Below are 19,168 nucleotides of genomic sequence, written 5' to 3'. Positions count from 1 at the left end.
GGTCGTATGACGAGAACATATATAGAACGCAATGATCCTGGTCAAACTTTCCGCGCTTACGGGAGAGGAGCCTCCTGAGGACGAGGTCAAGGCTGCCCCCTGCAAGCTTGAGACAAAATGGCACATGGAGTAAGTCTTTGATTTAAAAGCCGGTATTGGCTCATATCACGCAGCTGAAAGTGGACCGGAAGGTCAAAATTTGATATAGAACAAATAACGAACGCGCCCGCCGGGACAAGGCTGCGACAAGAGCGCGTGACCGACTTGCGGGCTCCTGAGAAAGTTAGGAACGAGGATGAATACGACGGACAAGAAGATTTCCGAGGTGCTCGCGAAATTCGGCGAGCCGATGGCCGGGAACGTCTGGCGCGTCCAGGGCACAGCCGTCATCTATCACAAGACCCTCGAGCGCATTGCCGCCCAGGCGAAGGTCGTCTTCGACGAACCCAAGATCATTCGCGCCGAGCGGGACGAGGCCGTCATCCAGGTGACCGGTCGCATGGGTGATCGTGTCGAGTGGTCGATCGGCGAGGCACTGATCGGCGTGAACTACCGCGTCTCCGGCAAGCAGGCGGCCTATGTCTACGCCATGGCGGAGAAGCGGGCGAAGGACCGCGTGATCCTCAAGCTGATCGAACTGCATGGCTACGTCTACTCCGAGGAGGAGGCCGACGAGTTCAAGCAGGGCCGGCCGGGCTATGCCGACCCGCACGTGGAGCTCGAGAAGACCGAGCCGCAGAAGGGCAAGGTCGAAGCGGCGGCGGCCGACGGCAAGATCGAGGACGATCTGAAGACGAAGATCAAGAAGGCCAAGACCATCAATGCGGTCACGGACCTGATGCTCCACGCCGACACGCAGAAGGTGCTCGCCGATCTGCCGGAAGGCATTCGCGACGAGATCCGCGACTTCGCCAAGGCCCGCCTCGTCGAACTCGGCTGGCCGACCAAGAAGGCAGCCTAAATTTCGCTGCGATCATGGACGAGACGGATTGATGCCGCCTCGTCCTTTTTTATTCTCAATGGCGTCCCGGCGCTCGTGGTCCCGCTGATTGATGCCGAAATCCTCCGCCGTCACTGCTTCCAGCCAGGACGCCCTGTCCCTCTCCGAACACCTCGTCGGCTCCATCGAGCGGGTGACGTTCCACAACGACGAGACCGGCTTCTGCGTGCTGCGCGTCAAGGCGCGGGGACACCGCAGGCCCGTTGCCGTCGTCGGCCATGCTCCATCGGTCGCCATCGGGGAAGTCGTCGAGGCGAGCGGTGAATGGCTGCACGATCGCAATCATGGGGTTCAGTTCCGGGCCGGTGAGCTGAAGACCTCGGCACCGACCACGGCGGAAGACCTGCAGCGCTTTCTCGGATCCGGGCTCCTGAAGGGCGTCGGTCCTGCCGTCGCGCAACGGCTCATCGCCTCCTTCGGATCGCGCATTCTAGACGTCATCGAAAGGAAGCCGCACGAGCTGACGCGCGTGCACGGCATCGGGATGGCGAAGGCTCTCAGCATCGGCGAAGCCTGGGCCGAGCATCGTACCCTCAAGGACATTGCGGCTTTCCTGAATGCCCACGGCATCGGCGGCTTCCTGCTCACGCGCATCTACCGCGCCTATGGTGTCGGAGCCATCGACATCATCTCGGCCAATCCCTACCGGCTTGCTCTCGACATTCCCGGTTTCGAATTCGCGCTGGCCGATCAAGTGGCCATGCGGCTCTCCATCGAGCCGACAGCCGAGATACGGCTGCAGGCCGGTCTCGCCACCATCCTGTCGGACGCGGTGAAGGATGGGCATTCCGGATTGCCGGTTGATGAGCTCCTGCAGCAGGCGGGCATTCTGCTCGACGTGCCGACGGCTCGGCTGGCGCCCGTGCTCGATGCGCAATGTGCGGCAGGCCAGCTTGCGGCGGATGAACTCGATGGTCATCGCTGCATCTTCCTCAAGAGCCTCTACGGTGCCGAGCTTTTCATCGCACAGCGCCTGAAGGAGATCGCGCAAGGCTTCCATCCCTGGCGCGGGCTTGATCCTGCACAGGTGATCGCCGAGGCCGAGGCTGCCACGGGAGTCTCCTATTCGGCCAGTCAGCGCGAGGCGCTCATCGCCTCCTGCCGGGCAAAGGTGCTTGTCGTCACCGGCGGCCCGGGTGTCGGCAAGACCACCCTCATCCGGAGCCTGACGCATCTCTGTGCGAAGCATGAATTGCGGGTTGCTCTTTGCGCGCCGACCGGCCGGGCCGCGAAACGGCTGGCCGAGAGCACGGGCTTTGCCGCCAAGACCGTGCACCGGCTTCTGGAAGCCTCCGAGGGTGGGTTCCGGCGAAACGGCAAGGCGCCGCTCGACTGCAATCTTCTCGTCGTGGACGAGGCTTCGATGCTCGATATCCGGCTCATGGCGGCTCTGCTGCGCGCCTTGCCGGACGAGGCCTGCCTGCTCCTTGTCGGCGACGTCGACCAGCTTCCCTCCATCGGGCCCGGACAGATCCTCTCCGACATCATCGCGTCCGGCGCCGTTCCGGTCGTGCACCTCCGCGAAGTCTTTCGTCAGGAACGCGAAAGCCGTATCATCACGGTGGCGCACGCCATCAATCGCGGCCTCGTGCCCGATCTGGTGCATCGACCGGATTCCGACTTCTACTTCGTGGAGGCGGATGCGCCCGCGGACGCGACGGCCAAGATGACGATCCTCATGCGCGATCGCATCCCGAGAAAGTTCGGTCTCGATCCCGTGCGCGACGTCCAGGTCCTGTGCCCGATGAACCGCGGGCGGCTCGGCACGCATATGCTGAACGGTGAACTGCAGCAGATCTTCAATCCCCCGGGGCCGGAGAGCCTGCACCGTGCCGGATGGATCTACGGTCCCGGCGACAAGGTCATGCAGGTCAGGAACGACTACGAGCGCGATGTCTATAACGGAGAAGTCGGCATCGTCCGCGAGGTAAGCCGCACGGACGGCGAACTCACGGTCGCATTCGACGACAGGCTCGTGGTCTACACCCTCAGGGAACTCGACGAGCTGGCACTCGCCTATGCGGTGACGATCCATAAGGCGCAGGGATCGGAATATCCGGCGGTGATCATTCCCGTGGCACTGCAGCAAGCCTCCATGCTGCGGCGCAAGCTCCTCTATACGGGCGTGACGCGCGCAAGCCGCCTCGTCATCCTGGTCGGAAGCCGCGCCGCGCTGGCTCAGGCCGTCTCCCAGGAGGAAGAGCCGCGCCTCTCCAGGCTGCGGAACTGGCTGCAGGCCTGATGTCTTTTCCTTGGACGCGGAGCGCTCTATGTTGGCTCTTCAGCAGCCGCCTTTGAAGGATACGAATACGTGAGTGCGGGAACCGGACAAGCCGAGCGGCAGGAGTGGAGAGTCCGTGCGGGCCTTCTGGCCGGTGCGGTCCTGTGTCTGGTCGCATCAGGCGGCCTCCTCTGGTGGCGCTACGGTGGCGCCGTCTTCAACGACCTGATGTCGAGCACCCTGGCCTGGTGCTTCTGAACGATGCCGCTCCGCGACGTCCGGGCGTGGCCATGGCTCGTCTTGTTCCAGCGGAACGTTGCAGTGGCCAACTCCCACAAACCTCTCCAGGCCGCGAGGCTGACAAGCCCATAATAGAACGGCAGCAGCGGCACCCATGGCAGAAGCCGCCAGAGCCGTCGTCTGTACAGGCCGATGCAAGCCGGAGCGAAGATGGCAATCGCTCCAGAGAAGAACAGTGTCAGGCTGTAAGCATGCCCCATGAGCTCCCATCGCGAAGCGGAAGCCCCCGTCGTTCCGGAAAGCCATGAGGTCAGGAACAGTGCGGAGAAGATCGGATAGACCACGGCGCTGAGCACGATGCCCCAGGTCAGAACAAGAGCACCGTAAAAGCGCCAGATGCCCAATTGCCGGAGCACAACCCCAAGCTTGCGTGAATGGCTGGTTGCGGTCTGGGCGTAACCTTTCATCCACCGGGTTCGCTGCCGCATCCAGATTCCCAGATTGCTCGGTGCCTCCTCGAGGGTCGAGGAAGGAAGATCCCTGACGTCGTAGCCCAGCCGCGCCAGACGGATGCCGAGATCGGCATCTTCGGTGACGTTCCAGGCATCCCAGCCGTGGATCGCTTTCAGGACCGAGGTGCGGAAATGGTTCGAGGTGCCGCCCAGGGGGATAGGGCTTCCGATCTCCGCCAGGCCTGGATTGAGCACATCGAACAAGGCCGCATACTCGATGGTGAAAAGCCGTGTGAGCCAGGAATCGTCCGTGTTGTCGATGGTCAGGCGCGCCTGAAGGCAGGCGACGTTCTGCGGCAGACCGGCAAATCGGGCCGCGGCCAGACGCAACTGGCCGGGATCAGGTACGTCCTCGGCATCGTAGATGACCGTATAGCGGCCCCGTGTCAGGGGCAGGGCGACGTTGAGCGCCCGCGGCTTGGTGCGCGGCTCGCCCCTGGGGGCGACGATGATTTCCACATTGCCCGGCAGTTCGATGGCCTGAAGAGCTTCCAGGGTTTCCCGGTCATCGGCTTCGAGCACGAGCTTGATGTCGAGCTTCGCCGCAGGGTAATCGAGCCGCGACAGGGCGTGGGTGAGCCGGGCAACCACCCGCTTTTCCCGGTAGAGTGCCGCGATGATCGTATAAACCGGCAGATCGGCATCCTCGGCGCGGGATGACCGGATTGTCGGCTCGATGGGAGTGTTCATGATCGAGGCCGCGAGCCGCAGGACGATCATCCCCAGGAACAGCGGCCCCAGGGCGACCCCCATGGTTGCGACCGTCGGCCCGGGAGCGTGGCAGATGCCGAACGAGACGAGCGCAACACCGATGAACAGAACGGCGATCTGCGCATAACTGAGGTCGGTTGCCAGATTGGGACTTCGTTCAGCCAAATCGGACGCGGCTCGATGGGCGATCCACGGGCCTTGCGCGCGAAAGACCGCTTTTCGCAAGCGCGACGGTGAGGTGACGGCCAGCGGCCAGCCACGAGGGGGCGTTCTCAGGACACGGGCGAGCGCCTCGGCACGAGGGGCCATCACGAAGCCGGAATTCCGGTCGGCCAAGGGGGCGATGCCGGCCAGGACGCTGTTCGGGTAATGGGCCGATCGCGACAGGCGAGGGGCCGCCAGAAAAGGCAGCTGGAGTTCGGCCCCAAGGGCGCGGTAGAAATCATCCTCGCCGACGAGGTTGTGTTTCAGCACAAATTCATCGGCCGGCACCCCGGCCGATTGAGCGAGGATCGCGGCTTGGCGCAAGGTTTCCGGCGGATGCCCGTGATGGGCCAGGAAGCCGATCTCGACCGGCAGTGCTGTTGACTGTGAGCTTGGCTCCGCTAGACCCTGCCTCATGAGCACAGGACGCTTTTGGAAGGCGCTCTTGATGGGTGCCGGGTCGTGTGCAAGAGAATATCATTCAATGTTTCAGCATATTATTACATTGGTTGCGCGCTTCGCCTCCAAGATCAAGCCCCTCGGGGTTGTCTGGGGCTTATCGGCTCTCCTGTTGATGCCGAGCCCTGGGCAGGCCCAGGGGGTGACCATTCCGAACTTCTGGGATCCCAAGGCGCAGCTCGACCGGCCCGACCTGCCGACCACCCGGACGATCCGTTTTCTCGTCGATGACGATTTCCCGCCGCTTCACTTTCCGGGGCTGGACGGCAATCCGACCGGCCTGTCGGTGGAACTCGCCCGCGCCGCCTGCGAGCGCCTCGGCATCACCTGCACCATCCAGGTCCGCCGTTTCGACATGCTGCTCGACGCCCTGAACGAACGGCAGGGCGACGTGGTGGCTGCCGCCATTCCCATAACCGCGGATCTGCGGCGGCGCTTCGCGGTGACGGCCCCCTATTTCAAGATTCCGGCGCGCTTTGCCGTGCGCAAGGACCGCAATCAGCCGGCTCCCGAAGCCAAGGTCCTTCAGGGAAAGACCATCGGCGTCGTCGGCGGCATGGCCCATGAGGCCTTCGCCAAAACCTTCATGGCGGGCGGTACCCTCAAGCCCTTTCCGGAGCTGGCCGCTGCTCAGGCTGCCCTGAAGGCAGGCGAAATCGACTACTTGTTCGCCGATGGTCTCGGTCTTGCGCTCTGGATCGGGGGTGAGGACGCGGGCGGATGCTGCGACTTCTCCGGTGGGCCCTACCTGGAGAGCCGCTTCTTCGGGGAAGGGATCGGCTTCATTGCCCGGACCGAGGATGAGAACCTGCGCCGCGGCCTGGATTTCGCCCTGCAGCAGTTGTGGAAGGAAGGGAAGTACGCCGAGCTTTATCTGCGCTTCTTCCCGATCAGCCCGTTCTGACCATTCCTCAATCTCCCGTCGGACGGGTTTGCCGCATTGTCCCTCGCGGGTCTCATCCCGCGCATTGTGCGGACCCGGAGGGCCGCGTCGGCGAACCGCAGGGCCACGCCAGTGAAAAGTGGCTCCGATTTCCCGCCCCGGACGACGCGCTCTTTGAAAAATGGGGCATCGAATGGGCTCCAAAAGTGCATTCCACTTTTGGGTTCGATGCTCTAGTGTGCCGCGCTTCCGGAAGCATTTCCCTGCAAGCACTAGGCCCATGTCTCACCCTCTGACCCTTGATCCTGCTTTGATTGAAGCCGCCCAGACTGCCAATGCCTGGCCTTTCGAGGAGGCGCGCAAGCTCATCGAGCGGCTCAAACGGACGGGAAAGAAAGAGGCTCTGTTCGAGACGGGTTACGGTCCCTCGGGCCTGCCGCATATCGGGACCTTCGGCGAGGTCGCCCGCACCAGCATGGTGCGCCATGCGTTCCGGGTGCTGACCGGAGACAGCATTCCCACGCGCCTCGTTGCCTTCTCGGACGATATGGACGGCCTGCGCAAGGTGCCGGACAACATCCCGAACAAGGATCTCGTCGCCTCGGCCCTCGGCAAGCCGCTGACCCAGGTGCCGGACCCGTTCGGCACCCATGAGAGCTTCGCGCATCACAACAATGCGCGCCTGCGCGAATTCCTCGATGCCTTCGGTTTCGACTACGCGTTCATGTCAGCGACCGAGTGTTACAAGGCCGGCCGCTTCGACAAGACCCTGCTCACCGTGCTCGAGCGCTACGATGCCGTGATGGCGATCATGCTGCCTTCGCTGCGCGAGGAGCGGCAGCAATCCTACTCGCCCTTCCTGCCTGTCCACCCGAGGACCGGCATCGTCATGCAGGTGCCCATCGACGAGCGAAAGCTGGATGCCGGCACGATCGTCTGGCGCGATCCGGACACGGGCGAGCGTTTCGAGACGCCGGTGACGGGTGGCCATGCCAAGCTGCAATGGAAGCCCGACTGGGCCATGCGCTGGGTGGCGCTCGGCGTCGACTACGAGATGGCGGGCAAGGACCTGATCGACAGCGTGAAGCTGTCCGGCGAGATCGCCAAGGCTCTCGGCGGCCTGCCTCCGGATGGATTCAATTACGAGCTCTTCCTGGACGACAGGGGCCAGAAGATCTCCAAGTCGAAGGGCAACGGGCTCACCATCGATGAGTGGCTGACCTACGGCACGCCGGACAGCCTCAGGCTGTTCATGTTCAACAAGCCGCGCGAGGCGAAGAAGCTCTACTTCGATGTGATCCCGCGGCAGGTCGACGATTACCTGACCTTCCTGGAGAAGTATCCGGCGCAGGATGCCAAGGCGCGCCTGATGAATCCGGTCTGGCATCTCCATGCAGGCGAGCCGCCGGCCCCTGAACTGGTGTCGTCCGACGGGGGCAATCAGCCCGGGACGACGATCTCCTTCGCCATGCTGCTCAACCTGGTGGCGGTGGCGAATTCTGAGGATCCCAATGTGCTGTGGGGCTTCATCCGCCGCTATGCGCCGGGTGTTTCACCCGAAACCCATCCGCGTCTCGACAGCCTCGTGAAGCGAGCCGTGCGTTACTTCGAAGATTTCGTGAAGCCGCAGAAGGCCTATCGCCTGGCGGATGAGGTCGAGGCGGCGTCCCTGCAGCGCCTGGAAGAGGTGCTCGGCTCCTTCGAGGCTGGAGACCGCCCGGCGACGGCGGAGGCGATCCAGGAAGAGATCTACAATGTGGGCCGGGCCGAACCGCGCTATCAGGATCTCAAGGCCAAGGGCGCAACGCCCGAGCGTCCCGGCGTGTCCATCGAGTGGTTCAACACGATCTATCAGGTGCTGCTGGGCGAGCCCCGCGGTCCGCGCTTCGGCTCGTTCGTCGCCCTCTACGGGGTGAAGGAGACGCGGGCGCTGATCCAAAAAGCGCTCAATGGCGATCTCGTGCGCGAGCACGAGGCTTTCCTGAGGGAGCGCGAGGCCGGCCGCGCGGCTTGAAGAGCGCCTACTGCCGCGCCCACATGATCCGGGCGGCCCAGGAGACCTCTTCGGTCGGGATCACCTGGTCTTCCTGATCCTTGGCAAGAGACGTCATTTCCAGAGTCTTGGCCGAGCGGCGCTTGAGCTCCTTGGCCAGAATTTCCCCATTGGTCGTGCACACGACGATCCGGTCGCCCTTGCGGGTGCTGGCCGTCGGCGAGACGATGAGGATATCGCCGTCGCGATAGAGTGGAGCCAGGGCATCGCCCGTGACTTCGAGAGCGAAAACCTTCTCCTGGCCGAAATCAGGGAACTCGATCTCGTCCCAGCCAGGGCCTTCGTTGGGCATGCCTTCTTCGTTGAAGACTTTGCCGACGGCCGCTTCCTCCATGCCGATCAACGGGATCATGGAACGGCGCAGGGAGCCGGAGGGCTCGACGAGGCGGAGAAAATCCTCCAGGGTTGCGCCGGTGGCTTTCAGGATTTTCGAGATGGACTCCGTGGAAGGCCATCGCTCCCGGCCTTCAGGACTCACGCGCTTCGACTTGTTGAAGCTGGTTGCGTCGAGACCGGCCTTGCGAGCCAGTCCTGATGCGGTCATGCCATGACGTGATGCCAACGCATCGATAGCAGCCCAGACCCGCTCGTGAGATAACATTGTACTAACCTTCGCTAGAGCGAAATATAATGAAAGCGAACCTATAATTAGGAATTAAATGTGACCGAAAGCTTAGACAACTGCCAACAATCTATTGAGACAATATGTCTAATTTGGGTTGCTCCTGATGTGACGCGCGGCTACTCAAGACTTCATGCACATTATTTACAAAATTTGCCCTGCTTTGCTTTGGCAGGAGGCTGAAAAGGCCGGATCCTTCGAAGGAGCACCCATCGATATCCAAGATGGGTACATCCATTTTTCAACAGCCAAACAGGTCCGTGAGACGGCTGAAAGGCATTTTGCCGGGCAGAACGACCTGCTGCTGGTTGCCGTCGATGTCGATTCGCTGGGCGAAGCTCTTCGCTATGAGCCTTCCCGCGGCGGAGACCTGTTCCCGCACCTCTATGCTCCGCTGCCCCTTTCCGCCGTTCGATGGGTGAAGCCACTGCCCCTCGGCCCGGATGGCCAGCACGTTTTTCCGGATCTTTCGCGATGATCGGCGCTCTCTTTTCCCTGGCCAAACCCGCACTTCATGCGCTCGATGCGGAGACGGCGCACCAGCTGACGATCCGTGGCTTGTCGCTGATGCCGATATCGCCGGCCCCCGTGGACGATGCACGTCTCTCGATGGACGTATTCGGCAAGCATTTTCCCAACCCCGTGGGACTTGCGGCAGGTTTCGACAAGCAATGTGAAGTGCCCGACCAGCTCCTCGGTCTCGGCTTCGGCTTCGTCGAACTCGGTGGCGTGGTGCCGAAACCGCAAGAGGGCAACCCGCGCCCTCGGGTTTTCCGGCTGACGCGCGATGAGGCCGTGATCAACCGGTTCGGCCTCAACAGCGAGGGGCTCGATGCAGCACGCCGGCGGCTCGCCAACCGCCGCGGACGTCCGGGCATCGTCGGTGTCAATATCGGGGCTAACAAAGATTCGACGGATCGCATCGCCGATTACGCTCTGTGCATCGAGCGCCTGTGCGGGCTGGCCGATTTTCTGACGATCAATGTGTCCTCTCCCAATACGCCGGGACTGCGCGACCTGCAGGGAGAGGCTTTCCTCGACGATCTCCTCGCCCGCAGCTTGGACGCGCGCGACAAGGCTGACCAGGGCAGGCGCAAGACCATCGTCCTGTTGAAGATCGCACCTGATATTTCGCTCGACACGCTCGATGCCATCGTTGCCACGGCGCTGAGGCGCGGCATCGACGGGCTGACCGTCTCCAACACCACCATTGCCCGGCCCGACAGCCTGAAGGAGAAGGCGCTCGCCTCGGAAACGGGCGGTCTGTCGGGCAGGCCCCTGTTCGTGCCGTCCACGAAACTTCTCGCCGAGACATTCCTGCGCGTGGAGCGCAAGATTCCGCTCATCGGCGTCGGCGGCGTCGACTCCGCTGAAGCGGCCTGGGCCAAGATCCGCGCCGGGGCGAGCCTGGTGCAGCTCTACTCGGCCATGGTCTACAAGGGCCCCGGCCTCATCGGCGACATCAAGCGCGGGCTGTTGCAGACACTCGAAAACGAAAGCACGTCGCTGGCGCAAGCCCTCGGTCGCGATGCATCGGCGTTCGCCCAGGGGCGGCTTTAAGATCCCCGCTCAAGACATGCTGGCGAAAGTCTTCCTCGCCAGCCTTGGATAAAGGATGAACTGGCCGAGGCCTCGAGCGCTGAGAAAGATCAGGAGGGCGATCCAGAGCGCCGTGTTGCCGAGATCACCGGCCACCAGAAGAACGGCTCCGTAGGCGATGAAGGCGATCACCATCAGGTCGCGCATGGATCGCGTCCAGGTCGCTCCCGTGTAGATGCCGTCGAAGGCGAAGGCCGCGGCACCGAAGAGCGGGGTCAGGGCAGCAAAGACCAGATAATCCCGCGCATAGGATCGCACCTCCGGGTTCGTCGACACGAAGTCGATGAAGAACCCCCCGCCGATCAGGAAGATGGCCGACACGGCGAGGCCGAAGCCGAGGCTCCACCCCAGGCTCAGGTGGATGGCGCGCCGGAAGCTCCGTTCGTCGCGGGCGCCGATGCTCTGGCCGCACAGGGTTTCGGCCGCGGTGGCGAAGCCGTCGAGGAAATAGCCGCCGATCAGGAACATGTTGTAGAGCACCGCATTCGCCGCGAGCGTCACATCTCCGGACCGTGCTCCGAGGGCGCTGAAGATCGAGAAGGCGAGGATCAGCGCCACGTTGCGGATCATGATGTCCCGGTTCATGGCCAGTGTCTGCACCATCGCGGCCCGGCTCAGGACTTCATGCCACGTGACCGCCAGCGGGTTCGAGCCGAGGCGGCGCAGAACCACGATGCCGAGGCCTACGCCGAGCACCTCGGCGAGTGCCGTGCCGATGGCAGCACCCGCAATACTGAGACCGAAGCCGAGGACCAGCGCCATCGTGAAAACGATATTGGCCACATTGATCGCCACCTGCAGCAACAGGCCGAGATCCGTGCGGCCGCGCCCCAGGGTCGACCCGAGGATCACATAGTTCGCCAGGGTGAACGGCGCCGCCCAGATACGGATGAAGAAGTAGGTCGAGAGGGCATCCGTCACCGCCTGGCTCGCGCCCGCCATGGAAAAGGCCAGCGTCGCGATGGGCCATTGCAGCAGGATCAGCAGGAGGCCCGTCACGCCGGCCACCAGGAAGGCCCGGGCGAGCGTCAGGTCGACCTCATGCCGGTTGCCGGCGCCTGTCGCCTGGGCGGTCAGGCCGGCGGTCGCCATGCGCAAGGACCCGAAGCTCCAGAACACGAAGTCGAAAATCACGGCGCCCAGCGCGACCGCTCCGAGCAGATGCGCCTCGCCGAGCCGTCCGATCACCGTGGCATCGACGAGCCCCAGGAGGGGCGTCGTCACATGCGACAGGGTCATCGGCAGCGCGAGGGCCAGGATGCGGCGATGGGAGATGTCCAGCCGCCGAGCGGTCGCTGAGCCGTCCATGATGGTCCTCGAAGGTCTCAGCGCCGGCTGCCGAACAATCGCGAGATGAGCCAGAGCGGCACGACGATGACCGCCCCGTACAGAATCCAGCGTCCCACATCGAGAACAGTCTCGAGGCTGAGATCGAGAACCGAGGCGATCCAGTTGAACAAGCCTTCGATCAGTCCGACAGGCGTGATGTCGAGAAATGCCAGGAAGGCGCCGACGAGCAGGGACAGGAAAATCAGCTTCACCAGCACGGAGCCGGGGGAGCCGCCGAGAAAGCGGTTCAGATTGGACATGTCCTCATCTCGTCAGAAAGCGTCACTGGAAGAAAGCGCAATAGACTTGGGGTCGTTGCGTGTGCTTCATCGCAAGGGCCGGCGACGAACGCAACCCAATCCGAGCTTCGCATGATCGATCCAGCCCTTTTCGACTCCTCCGCCATCAGCGACGAGATCCACGCCCAAAACGCGGACATCGTGGCGAAGCTCGCCGTGCTGCCCGATCCGATGTCGGTGCCCCCGGCCGTGGTGCGGGAGCGGCGGCGCCAAGGGCTCGGTCCTTTCCCCCTGATGCCGTCGAGCCACCGGGCTCGGACCATTTCCATCGATGGGCCGGCCGGTCCCATTCCCCTGCGCATCATCGCTCCCGACAACCCGCGCGGCGTCTATGTCCATATCCATGGCGGCGGCTGGACCTGGGGTACGGCGGACGAGCAGGACCCGTGGCTCGACCGCCTGGCGGAACGCTGCGGGCTGGCGGTCGTCTCCGTGGAGTATCGCCTGGCGCCCGAACACCCCTATCCGGCCGCGCCCGACGATTGCGAGGCGGCCGCTCTCTGGGTCATCCGGGAGATGGAGAGCCGGTTTGGCACCTCCCGCCTGTTCATCGGCGGCGAGTCGGCGGGCGCCCATCTCTCGGCGGTGACGATCCTGCGGCTGCGGGGCAGGCACGGTCTGACCCCCTTCCGGGGCGCGAACCTGTTCGCCGGCTGCTACGATCTCACCCTGACGCCGAGCGTCCGGCACTGGGGCAGCGAGCGACTGATCCTCAACACGAACGACGTGAAGGTCTTCGCCGAGAATTTCTGTGGCGGGGTCCCCGACCGGCGTGACCCCGACATCTCGCCTCTCTATGCCGACCTGACGGGTCTGCCGCCGGCCCTGTTCTCCGTCGGCACCAGGGACATGCTCCTCGACGACAGCCTCTTCATGGCCTCCCGCTGGGCCGCTGCCGGCAACAGGACGGACCTCGCCGTCTGGCCCGGCGGCTGCCACGTGTTTATCCGCTTCGACAGCGCTCTGGCGGAGCAGGCGCTGTCGCGGATCGATGGGTTCATCGAGGGGCTCTAGCGCATCGTGCGGAAAAGGGGACCCGGTTTTCGCTGACGCGGCCCTCTGGGTCCGCGCCGAACGATGCGCTCACCAAAGGAGGAAGCATCGGATCAATCCCAAAAAGTGGATTCCACTTTTGGGTCCGATGCTCTAGTCGGCGCCGGCCGGGGAGGGGCGCTGGGTCACGCCGATCTTCGAGGCCGCGATCACCGCCTGCGTGCGGCTGTCGACGCCGAGCTTGTCGAGAATGGCCGACACATGAGCCTTCACGGTGGCTTCCGAGACGCCGAGCTCGTAGGCGATCTGCTTGTTGAGCAGGCCCTCGGACAGCATGGTCAGGACGCGGACCTGCTGCGGGGTCAGCGTGCCGAGGCGGCGGACGAGATCGGCGGTTTCTGCATCTTCGGAAGCGGAGAGGTCCACGTCCGGCGGGGTCCAGGTGTCGCCGGCCAGCACCGCCTGGATGGCGCCGCCGATGCTGTCGGTGTCGATGGATTTCGGGATGAAGCCGGAGGCGCCGAAGTCCATGGCGCGGCGGATCACGGTGGGCTCTTCCGTTGCGGAAACAATCACGACGGGCAGTTCCGGGTATTGGGCCCTCAGCGACATCAGACCGGAAAAGCCCTGCACGCCCGGCATCGTCAGATCGAGCAGGATCAGGTCGACGTCCCGCTCCTGAGTCAGCGTGGCGTTCAAGTCATCCATGCCGCTCGCCTCGATGACCCGGACCTGGGGCATGGTGGAGGCGACGGCCTGCCTCAATGCCCCGCGAAACAACGGATGGTCATCGGCAATGATGATCGTGGTGGTTTGACTTTGCACGTGTGCCTTCTCCCACGAGACGCTTGCTTGAGCCTAGAGCTGTTTCCACGCGGTGGAACCATCTCTCCTCTTTGCTCTGCCCCATTTTTGACGGCGAACTGGATCCACTTCGCTGAAAATGCTCTAGCCGCATCCCCGATGAAATAGCAAGGCGGCAATCGAAGACCTTGGCTATTCTAAGGGAAAGTACGGAGGCGTCACACTCGATCATAGGGACTATGCCCCGATCAGGTGAACAATAAGATCCCGGCGATGAGGCCTGTCCCGGTGCTCGGCGAGGTAGATCCCCTGCCAAGTGCCCAAGCCCATCCGGCTCTCCGTCACCGGGATGCTCAGGGAGACGCCCGAGATCACGGTCCGGATATGGGCCGGCATGTCGTCCGGGCCCTCGGTCGAGTGGACATAGCCAGCGTCCCGCGGCGCCAGACGATCGAAGGCACGCAGCAGATCCCGGCGGACATCCGGATCGGCATTCTCCTGGATCAGGAGCGAGGCCGAGGTGTGGCGGCAGAAAATGGTCAAAAGCCCGTGCCGGATGCCGGTGCCGGACACCCAAGCCGCCACCGCATCCGTGATCTCGGTGAAGCCCTGACCCCGCGTATCGACGCCGAGCCTTCCGCTGGCCTGCCGCGTGATCCCACCTTCGGACAGGGTTTCGATCCTCATCCCTTCTGCCTCTTCGGTTCCTTGTCGTGCAGGGGATAGACCTCCTTCTCGCCCCGCTCCAGGATCTTTTCGAGGGTCTCGATCCGATCCGCCTCCGCCGCGGGCTTGTCCCAGCGGATGCGGTTGATGCGGGGAAAGCGCATGGCGACACCGGATTTGTGCCGGGTCGAGCGCTGCAGCCCCTCGAAGGCCACCTCCAGCACCAGGCCTCGGTCCTTGCCGTATTCCACCTCCCGCACAGGCCCGAAGCGGTTGACCGTGTGGTTGCGGACGTACCGGTCGAGCTTCACCAACTCCTCGTCGGTGAAGCCGTGATAGGCCTTGCCCACCGGCACCAGCTCTTCGCCCCCCGGCCCGTCGCGCCAGACCCCGAAGGTGTAGTCGGAATAGAAGGACGAGCGCTTCCCGTGGCCGCGCTGGCCGTACATCATGACGGCGTCGACGAGATACGGATCGCGCTTCCACTTGTACCAGTAGCCCTTGGGGCGGCCAGGCAGATAGGGGCTGTTCGCCCGCTTGATCATGCAGCCCTCGATGGCATCCGCGTCGGGACCGGCACCGACGGTAGCCGGATCGGCGCGGGCGGCGGCGAGATCCTCCCAGGTCGCGAAGGGCACCATGGGCGAGAGATCGATGCGCGGATCGTCGATGCGGGCGACGAGCGCCTCCAGGCGCTTGCGCCGCTCGGCGAAGGGGAGCCCGCGCAGGTCTTCTTCGCCCTCGAACAGGATGTCGTAGACGCGCAGGTGTGCCGGAAACTCCGCGATGAGCTTCGGCGTCACGGCCTTCCGGTTCAGGCGCTGCTGCAGCACGTTGAAGCTCTGGACCCGGCCCTCGCGGACGATCAGCAATTCCCCATCGATGGCGCCTTCGAAGGTCAGCGCCTCCACGAGATCCGGAAACGCGCGGGAGACGTCCTCGCCGGTGCGGGAATAGATCCGCTTCACCGGGCGCCCGTCGCTGCCATGGCCGGCGGCGGCCTGGAGGCGGATGCCGTCCCATTTCCACTCGGCCAGGAACTCGGACGCTTCGAGCTTGGCGAAATCCTCGTCCTCCAGCGGATGCGACAGCATCGAGGGGCGAAACGGGGCGGGGTTGCCCGATTCGGGCTTCGGTCCCTCTCCTTCGACCCAGGCGAACAGGTCCTCGTATGGCGCCTCGAGCCCGTGCCAGATCAGCTCGACCTCGTCGGGCTCGATCTGCCCGAGTTGGGCGACCGCCGTCTTGGCGAGCCTGGCCGAGACGCCGACGCGCAGCTCCCGGGTGATCAGCTTGATCAGCGCCCAGCGTCCGGTCTCGTCGAGGGCGTCCATCCACTCGGCGACCCGGGCGGGCAGGTCGCTCTTGCTCGTGGTCGCGAGCGTCTCGATCACCTCGGTAAGGGTCGGAACATGGGGCGGCGGGTTGTTGTGGCCGATAGCCGGAGCGTCTGAGGCGGGAGCCACGCTCTCGTGCCCCGGCGCAGGCCAGATCAGGGCCACGGTTTCGGCGAGATCCCCCACATAGTGATAGGACATGCGGAACAGTTCCGGATCGGTTCGCTCCTCGACGAGGCCGCGGATCAGGCCGGGCTTGGCCTCCTTGAACATGAGCGCTCCGGTCATGGCGGCCAGCGCATAGCCCCGGTCCGGGTCCGGGGTGTGGCGGAAATAGTCCACGAGCAGCCGCAGCTTCGCGTTGCGGCGGGGCTCGTAGCCGAGGCGGTCAAGGAGGGCGGCGAAGCGGTTCATGCGGCGCCTCCCGCTTCTGCGGTGGCCGCGGGCGGCTCCTCCGCCTCGCCCTCGTCGCCATAGCCCAGCATGTGCAGGGGGCGCGCCTTGATGCCGTGGGTGGTGCACCAATGGACAAGCGCGTCCTCCTGGCCATGGGTGACCCAGACCTCGCCGGCGCCGGTTTCCCGGATCGTGCGGCAGAGATCGTCCCAGTCGGAATGGTCGGAGATCACCAGCGGCAGCTCCACGCCCTTCTGCCGCGCCCGTGCCCGCACCCGCATCCAGCCGGAGGCGAAGCAGGTGACGGGATCGGGAAAGCGGCGGGACCACAGGTCCTGGATCGAGGGGGGCGGGCAGATCACGATGGCGCCGGCGAGCTTCGACCGCTCCGAGGCCACGACCTTGGGCGTCTCCCCCAGGGGGATTCCTTCCGACTTGTAGAATTCGGTCAGGCGCTCCATGGCGCCGTGCAGATGGATCGGCTGATCGTAGCCCTCCTCGCGCAGGAGAGCCATGACCCGCTGCGCCTTGCCGAGTGCATAGGCGCCGACGATATGGGCACGCTCGGGGAACAGGGCGACGGAATCGAGGAGCTTGCGCACCTCGGCGCGCGTGTCCGGATGGCGGAAGACCGGCAGGCCGAAGGTCGCCTCGGTGATGAAGACGTCGCAGGGCACGACCTCGTAGGGCAGGCAGGTCGGGTCCTCCGCCCGCTTGTAGTCGCCCGACACCACGACGCGGGTGCCTCCCGCCTCGATGGCGATCTGCGCCGAGCCCAGCACATGGCCGGCGGGCGTGAAGCGCACGGTCACGTCGCCGACGCGCAGGCTCTCGCTTAAGCGAGCCTCCTGCGTGGCGCCTGCGAAATCCGCCCCGTAGCGGACGGCCATGATGAGCAGGGTTTCCCGCGTCGCGAGGACGGAACGGTGCCCGGAGCGGGCATGATCCGAATGGCCATGGGTGACGAGCGCCCGCTTCACGGGACGGACCGGATCGATGTGGAAGTCGCCGAGGGGGCAATAGAGCCCTTGCGGGGTCTGGGTGAGGATGTCGGTGGAACGCAGTGCCATGGGTGAGAATATAGGGTCCGGCCGGTCGATGTCAGGCCGAGGAGAAGCGCTGTCCTCGATGAGATTCTCCGTTGCCATCCCGGACGGCGCAGGCGATCCGGGAATGCGGGCAGGATGGGGCGCTTGAACCCCGACATTGTCATTCCCCGCGCAGAGGGATTCAGAACCCCTATCGGGGCAGGGTGGAGTGCCGTCGCGGTTATGGATCCCGGCCTTCGGGGGGATGACGGTGCGAGGCTGGTTTTCACGATCCCAGATCGGCTTGCCCCGTCCGGCCCTGGCGTTCTCCAACGTCATCACCGGGCTTGTCCCGGTGATCCCGATGCCTGAAGCGCCGCGCCTCACAGCATCGGGATGGCCGGGTCAAGCCCGGTGATGACGGCAGAGGGGGTGACGAAGGACGGTCGACCAAGGAGGGTGTACGAAGGCGGGTGTGACCCAAGGACAGTGTCCTGCCCGACCGGAGTGGGCGAAAGCGCTCGCAGGGAAGAGGATGCATAGCGCCGAGCTTGATCCCGGAACCCGGCCCGGCCGACAGCTGCCGGAATACGATGCGACCGCGTGGTGCGTTTGCTCGACGGGGACAACACCCTGGGCACGCGATCCCCGATTGCCAGCGGATCCAGGCTGACGCGGGCGCGCCATTGACAGCTCCTCCACTCTCCCGCATCCAAAAGCCATGCCGCAGCCCTCGAATGTCCGATCCACCGGCGATTTTCGCGCCGACCGCCGCTACGAATATGCCCGCGCGGCCTTCGATGAGAGGGACTTCGAGGCTGCCGCCGATCTGGCCCGGCAGGTGATCGAGCTCGCACCGGACTTTGCCCCCGCCCAGGCCATGCTCGGCCGCTCGGCTGCCGAACTGGGTTCGCAGGAGGAGGCGGTGGAGGCGTTGCGTTGGGCCCTCACGCTCGAGCCCGAGGATGCCTTGGGCGTGCGTGTCGATCTCGCCAGGCTCGGCGCGCTTGCGCCCGACGAGGCGATCACCGATGGCTACGTGCGGGCGCTTTTCGACGATTACGCGCCCAAATTCGACCAGCACCTGACCAAGAGCCTCGCCTATCGTGGCCCTGAGCTGATCGCCGATGCCCTGCGCCGAGCCTGCTCCCAGCGGATGCGGGATTACCGGTTCGGACTGACCCTCGATCTCGGCTGCGGCACCGGTCTGATGGCGCAGCAGCTCGCAGGGTCTTGCGCCGCCATCGAGGGCGTCGATCTCTCGCCGCGCATGCTGGAGAAGGCGGAGAAGACAAAGCTCTACGATGCCCTGCACGAAGGCGAGCTCGTCACTTTCCTGAACAGTCGTCGGATGGGCGAGGCCGATCTCGTCGTGGCGGCCGACGTGTTCGTCTACATGGCGGCGCTCGATCCGGTTTTCCGCGAGGCGCATCGGGTGCTGGAGCACGAAGGGCTCTTCGCCTTCACCGTCCAGGCGCACGGGGGCGAGGGCTTCGTCCTCGGCGAGGATGCCCGATACGCGCATGGCGAATCCTATCTGCGCGGGCTCGCGGAAAGAGAAGGATTCACCCTCGTCATCTTCGAGCGCGTCTCGACCCGGGAGGATCGCGGCGTGCCGGTTCCCGGGTTCTTGTGCGTGCTGCAGCGCGCATCGTGACCTGAAGAGCACTCGTTTTTCCCTCCCCCTTGTGGGGAGGGATCAAGGGTGGGGGTGCCGGCGCCTGAGCTTGATAGGCTATCGCCCACACCCCCACCTCCAACTCCTCCCCACAAGGGGGAGGAGGGCTACCGGCGCTTTATCGGCCAGATTTT

Annotated in this window: 16 protein-coding genes; 8 read left to right on the top strand and 8 right to left on the bottom strand. The window is 64.5% G+C overall.

Annotation, left to right across the window (positions count from 1 at the left end; genetic code table 11):
- Window positions 1-295 precede the first annotated feature (295 nt).
- Window positions 296-961: a trna delta -isopentenylpyrophosphate transferase gene (locus KHP60_RS14040; protein ID WP_213564944.1), complete on the top strand. Its 666-nt coding sequence runs from the start codon at window positions 296-298 to the stop codon at window positions 959-961.
- Between the two features lie 91 nt (window positions 962-1,052).
- Window positions 1,053-3,242 carry an ATP-dependent RecD-like DNA helicase gene (locus tag KHP60_RS14035; RefSeq protein ID WP_213564943.1) on the top strand — a complete coding sequence of 730 codons (2,190 nt, stop codon included), beginning with the start codon at window positions 1,053-1,055 and terminating at the stop codon, window positions 3,240-3,242.
- A 179-nt stretch (window positions 3,243-3,421) separates the two neighbouring features.
- Here the strand turns inward: KHP60_RS14035 and KHP60_RS14030 are convergent, their stop codons facing one another.
- Window positions 3,422-5,305, bottom strand: coding sequence for a glycosyltransferase (locus KHP60_RS14030; RefSeq protein WP_213564942.1), 1,884 nt, complete (start codon window positions 5,303-5,305; stop codon window positions 3,422-3,424).
- Window positions 5,306-5,462: 157 nt separating this feature from the next.
- Between KHP60_RS14030 and KHP60_RS14025 the strand changes: the two genes are divergently transcribed.
- Window positions 5,463-6,251 (top strand): transporter substrate-binding domain-containing protein, encoded by a 789-nt coding sequence (locus KHP60_RS14025; protein ID WP_249688781.1) that lies wholly within the window; start codon window positions 5,463-5,465, stop codon window positions 6,249-6,251.
- Between the two features lie 259 nt (window positions 6,252-6,510).
- Window positions 6,511-8,244, top strand: coding sequence for a lysine--tRNA ligase (locus KHP60_RS14020; protein ID WP_213564940.1), 1,734 nt, complete (start codon window positions 6,511-6,513; stop codon window positions 8,242-8,244).
- Between the two features lie 7 nt (window positions 8,245-8,251).
- Here KHP60_RS14020 and KHP60_RS14015 read toward each other — a convergent pair whose 3' ends face one another.
- Window positions 8,252-8,884 carry a helix-turn-helix transcriptional regulator gene (locus tag KHP60_RS14015; RefSeq protein WP_213564939.1) on the bottom strand — a complete coding sequence of 211 codons (633 nt, stop codon included), beginning with the start codon at window positions 8,882-8,884 and terminating at the stop codon, window positions 8,252-8,254.
- A 154-nt stretch (window positions 8,885-9,038) separates the two neighbouring features.
- On the opposite strand from KHP60_RS14015, the gene KHP60_RS14010 reads away from it, so the two are divergent.
- Both KHP60_RS14010 and KHP60_RS14005 read left to right on the top strand, forming a co-directional pair.
- Window positions 9,039-9,383 carry a DUF952 domain-containing protein gene (locus KHP60_RS14010; protein ID WP_213564938.1) on the top strand — a complete coding sequence of 115 codons (345 nt, stop codon included), beginning with the start codon at window positions 9,039-9,041 and terminating at the stop codon, window positions 9,381-9,383.
- Window positions 9,380-10,465, top strand: coding sequence for a quinone-dependent dihydroorotate dehydrogenase (locus KHP60_RS14005; RefSeq protein WP_213564937.1), 1,086 nt, complete (start codon window positions 9,380-9,382; stop codon window positions 10,463-10,465). Before KHP60_RS14010 ends, KHP60_RS14005 begins: the two co-directional genes overlap by 4 nt.
- A gap of 9 nt (window positions 10,466-10,474) precedes the next feature.
- Here KHP60_RS14005 and KHP60_RS14000 read toward each other — a convergent pair whose 3' ends face one another.
- Both KHP60_RS14000 and KHP60_RS13995 read right to left on the bottom strand, forming a co-directional pair.
- Window positions 10,475-11,812, bottom strand: coding sequence for an MATE family efflux transporter (locus tag KHP60_RS14000; RefSeq protein WP_213564936.1), 1,338 nt, complete (start codon window positions 11,810-11,812; stop codon window positions 10,475-10,477).
- Window positions 11,813-11,829: 17 nt separating this feature from the next.
- Complete coding sequence (locus KHP60_RS13995; RefSeq protein ID WP_213564935.1) at window positions 11,830-12,093, bottom strand: DUF6460 domain-containing protein; 264 nt, start codon at window positions 12,091-12,093, stop codon at window positions 11,830-11,832.
- A 111-nt stretch (window positions 12,094-12,204) separates the two neighbouring features.
- On the opposite strand from KHP60_RS13995, the gene KHP60_RS13990 reads away from it, so the two are divergent.
- Window positions 12,205-13,146, top strand: coding sequence for an alpha/beta hydrolase (locus tag KHP60_RS13990; RefSeq protein ID WP_213564934.1), 942 nt, complete (start codon window positions 12,205-12,207; stop codon window positions 13,144-13,146).
- A 132-nt stretch (window positions 13,147-13,278) separates the two neighbouring features.
- On the opposite strand, the gene KHP60_RS13985 is transcribed toward KHP60_RS13990, so the two are convergent.
- From KHP60_RS13985 to KHP60_RS13970, 4 genes are all read right to left on the bottom strand, one after another.
- The gene (locus tag KHP60_RS13985; protein WP_213564933.1) at window positions 13,279-13,950 is read right to left on the bottom strand and encodes a response regulator transcription factor; all 672 of its coding nucleotides are present in this window, start codon (window positions 13,948-13,950) and stop codon (window positions 13,279-13,281) included.
- Between the two features lie 216 nt (window positions 13,951-14,166).
- Window positions 14,167-14,616 carry a secondary thiamine-phosphate synthase enzyme YjbQ gene (locus KHP60_RS13980; RefSeq protein ID WP_213564932.1) on the bottom strand — a complete coding sequence of 150 codons (450 nt, stop codon included), beginning with the start codon at window positions 14,614-14,616 and terminating at the stop codon, window positions 14,167-14,169.
- Window positions 14,613-16,346 carry a cisplatin damage response ATP-dependent DNA ligase gene (locus KHP60_RS13975; RefSeq protein WP_213564931.1) on the bottom strand — a complete coding sequence of 578 codons (1,734 nt, stop codon included), beginning with the start codon at window positions 16,344-16,346 and terminating at the stop codon, window positions 14,613-14,615. Before KHP60_RS13975 ends, KHP60_RS13980 begins: the two co-directional genes overlap by 4 nt.
- Window positions 16,343-17,398 (bottom strand): ligase-associated DNA damage response exonuclease, encoded by a 1,056-nt coding sequence (locus KHP60_RS13970; RefSeq protein ID WP_213564930.1) that lies wholly within the window; start codon window positions 17,396-17,398, stop codon window positions 16,343-16,345. The genes KHP60_RS13975 and KHP60_RS13970 overlap by 4 nt, the downstream gene beginning before the upstream one ends.
- A gap of 679 nt (window positions 17,399-18,077) precedes the next feature.
- On the opposite strand from KHP60_RS13970, the gene KHP60_RS13965 reads away from it, so the two are divergent.
- Window positions 18,078-19,013: a class I SAM-dependent methyltransferase gene (locus tag KHP60_RS13965; protein ID WP_213564929.1), complete on the top strand. Its 936-nt coding sequence runs from the start codon at window positions 18,078-18,080 to the stop codon at window positions 19,011-19,013.
- Window positions 19,014-19,168: the final 155 nt, after the last annotated feature.

Origin of the sequence: Microvirga sp. 3-52 (genome assembly GCF_018383585.1) — a bacterium.
Classification (GTDB): Bacteria; Pseudomonadota; Alphaproteobacteria; order Rhizobiales; family Beijerinckiaceae; genus Microvirga.
The sequence above is the reverse complement of the archived record's forward strand: the minus strand, read 5'-3'. Positions and strand labels throughout refer to the sequence as shown.

Bases quoted from the DNA above. Each gene is read 5' to 3' on its own strand.
- KHP60_RS14025 (WP_249688781.1), top strand. From the start codon at position 5,463: ATGCCGAGCCCTGGGCAGGCCCAGGGGGTGACCATTCCGAACTTCTGG.
- KHP60_RS14000 (WP_213564936.1), bottom strand. From the start codon at position 11,812: ATGGACGGCTCAGCGACCGCTCGGCGGCTGGACATCTCCCATCGCCGC.
- KHP60_RS13975 (WP_213564931.1), bottom strand. From the start codon at position 16,346: ATGAACCGCTTCGCCGCCCTCCTTGACCGCCTCGGCTACGAGCCCCGC.
- KHP60_RS14040 (WP_213564944.1), top strand. From the start codon at position 296: ATGAATACGACGGACAAGAAGATTTCCGAGGTGCTCGCGAAATTCGGC.
- KHP60_RS13990 (WP_213564934.1), top strand. From the start codon at position 12,205: ATGATCGATCCAGCCCTTTTCGACTCCTCCGCCATCAGCGACGAGATC.
- KHP60_RS14020 (WP_213564940.1), top strand. From the start codon at position 6,511: ATGTCTCACCCTCTGACCCTTGATCCTGCTTTGATTGAAGCCGCCCAG.
- KHP60_RS14030 (WP_213564942.1), bottom strand. From the start codon at position 5,305: ATGAGGCAGGGTCTAGCGGAGCCAAGCTCACAGTCAACAGCACTGCCG.
- KHP60_RS13965 (WP_213564929.1), top strand. From the start codon at position 18,078: ATGCCGCAGCCCTCGAATGTCCGATCCACCGGCGATTTTCGCGCCGAC.
- KHP60_RS14010 (WP_213564938.1), top strand. From the start codon at position 9,039: ATGCACATTATTTACAAAATTTGCCCTGCTTTGCTTTGGCAGGAGGCT.
- KHP60_RS14035 (WP_213564943.1), top strand. From the start codon at position 1,053: ATGCCGAAATCCTCCGCCGTCACTGCTTCCAGCCAGGACGCCCTGTCC.
- KHP60_RS13995 (WP_213564935.1), bottom strand. From the start codon at position 12,093: ATGTCCAATCTGAACCGCTTTCTCGGCGGCTCCCCCGGCTCCGTGCTG.
- KHP60_RS14005 (WP_213564937.1), top strand. From the start codon at position 9,380: ATGATCGGCGCTCTCTTTTCCCTGGCCAAACCCGCACTTCATGCGCTC.
- KHP60_RS13970 (WP_213564930.1), bottom strand. From the start codon at position 17,398: ATGGCACTGCGTTCCACCGACATCCTCACCCAGACCCCGCAAGGGCTC.
- KHP60_RS13980 (WP_213564932.1), bottom strand. From the start codon at position 14,616: ATGAGGATCGAAACCCTGTCCGAAGGTGGGATCACGCGGCAGGCCAGC.
- KHP60_RS14015 (WP_213564939.1), bottom strand. From the start codon at position 8,884: ATGTTATCTCACGAGCGGGTCTGGGCTGCTATCGATGCGTTGGCATCA.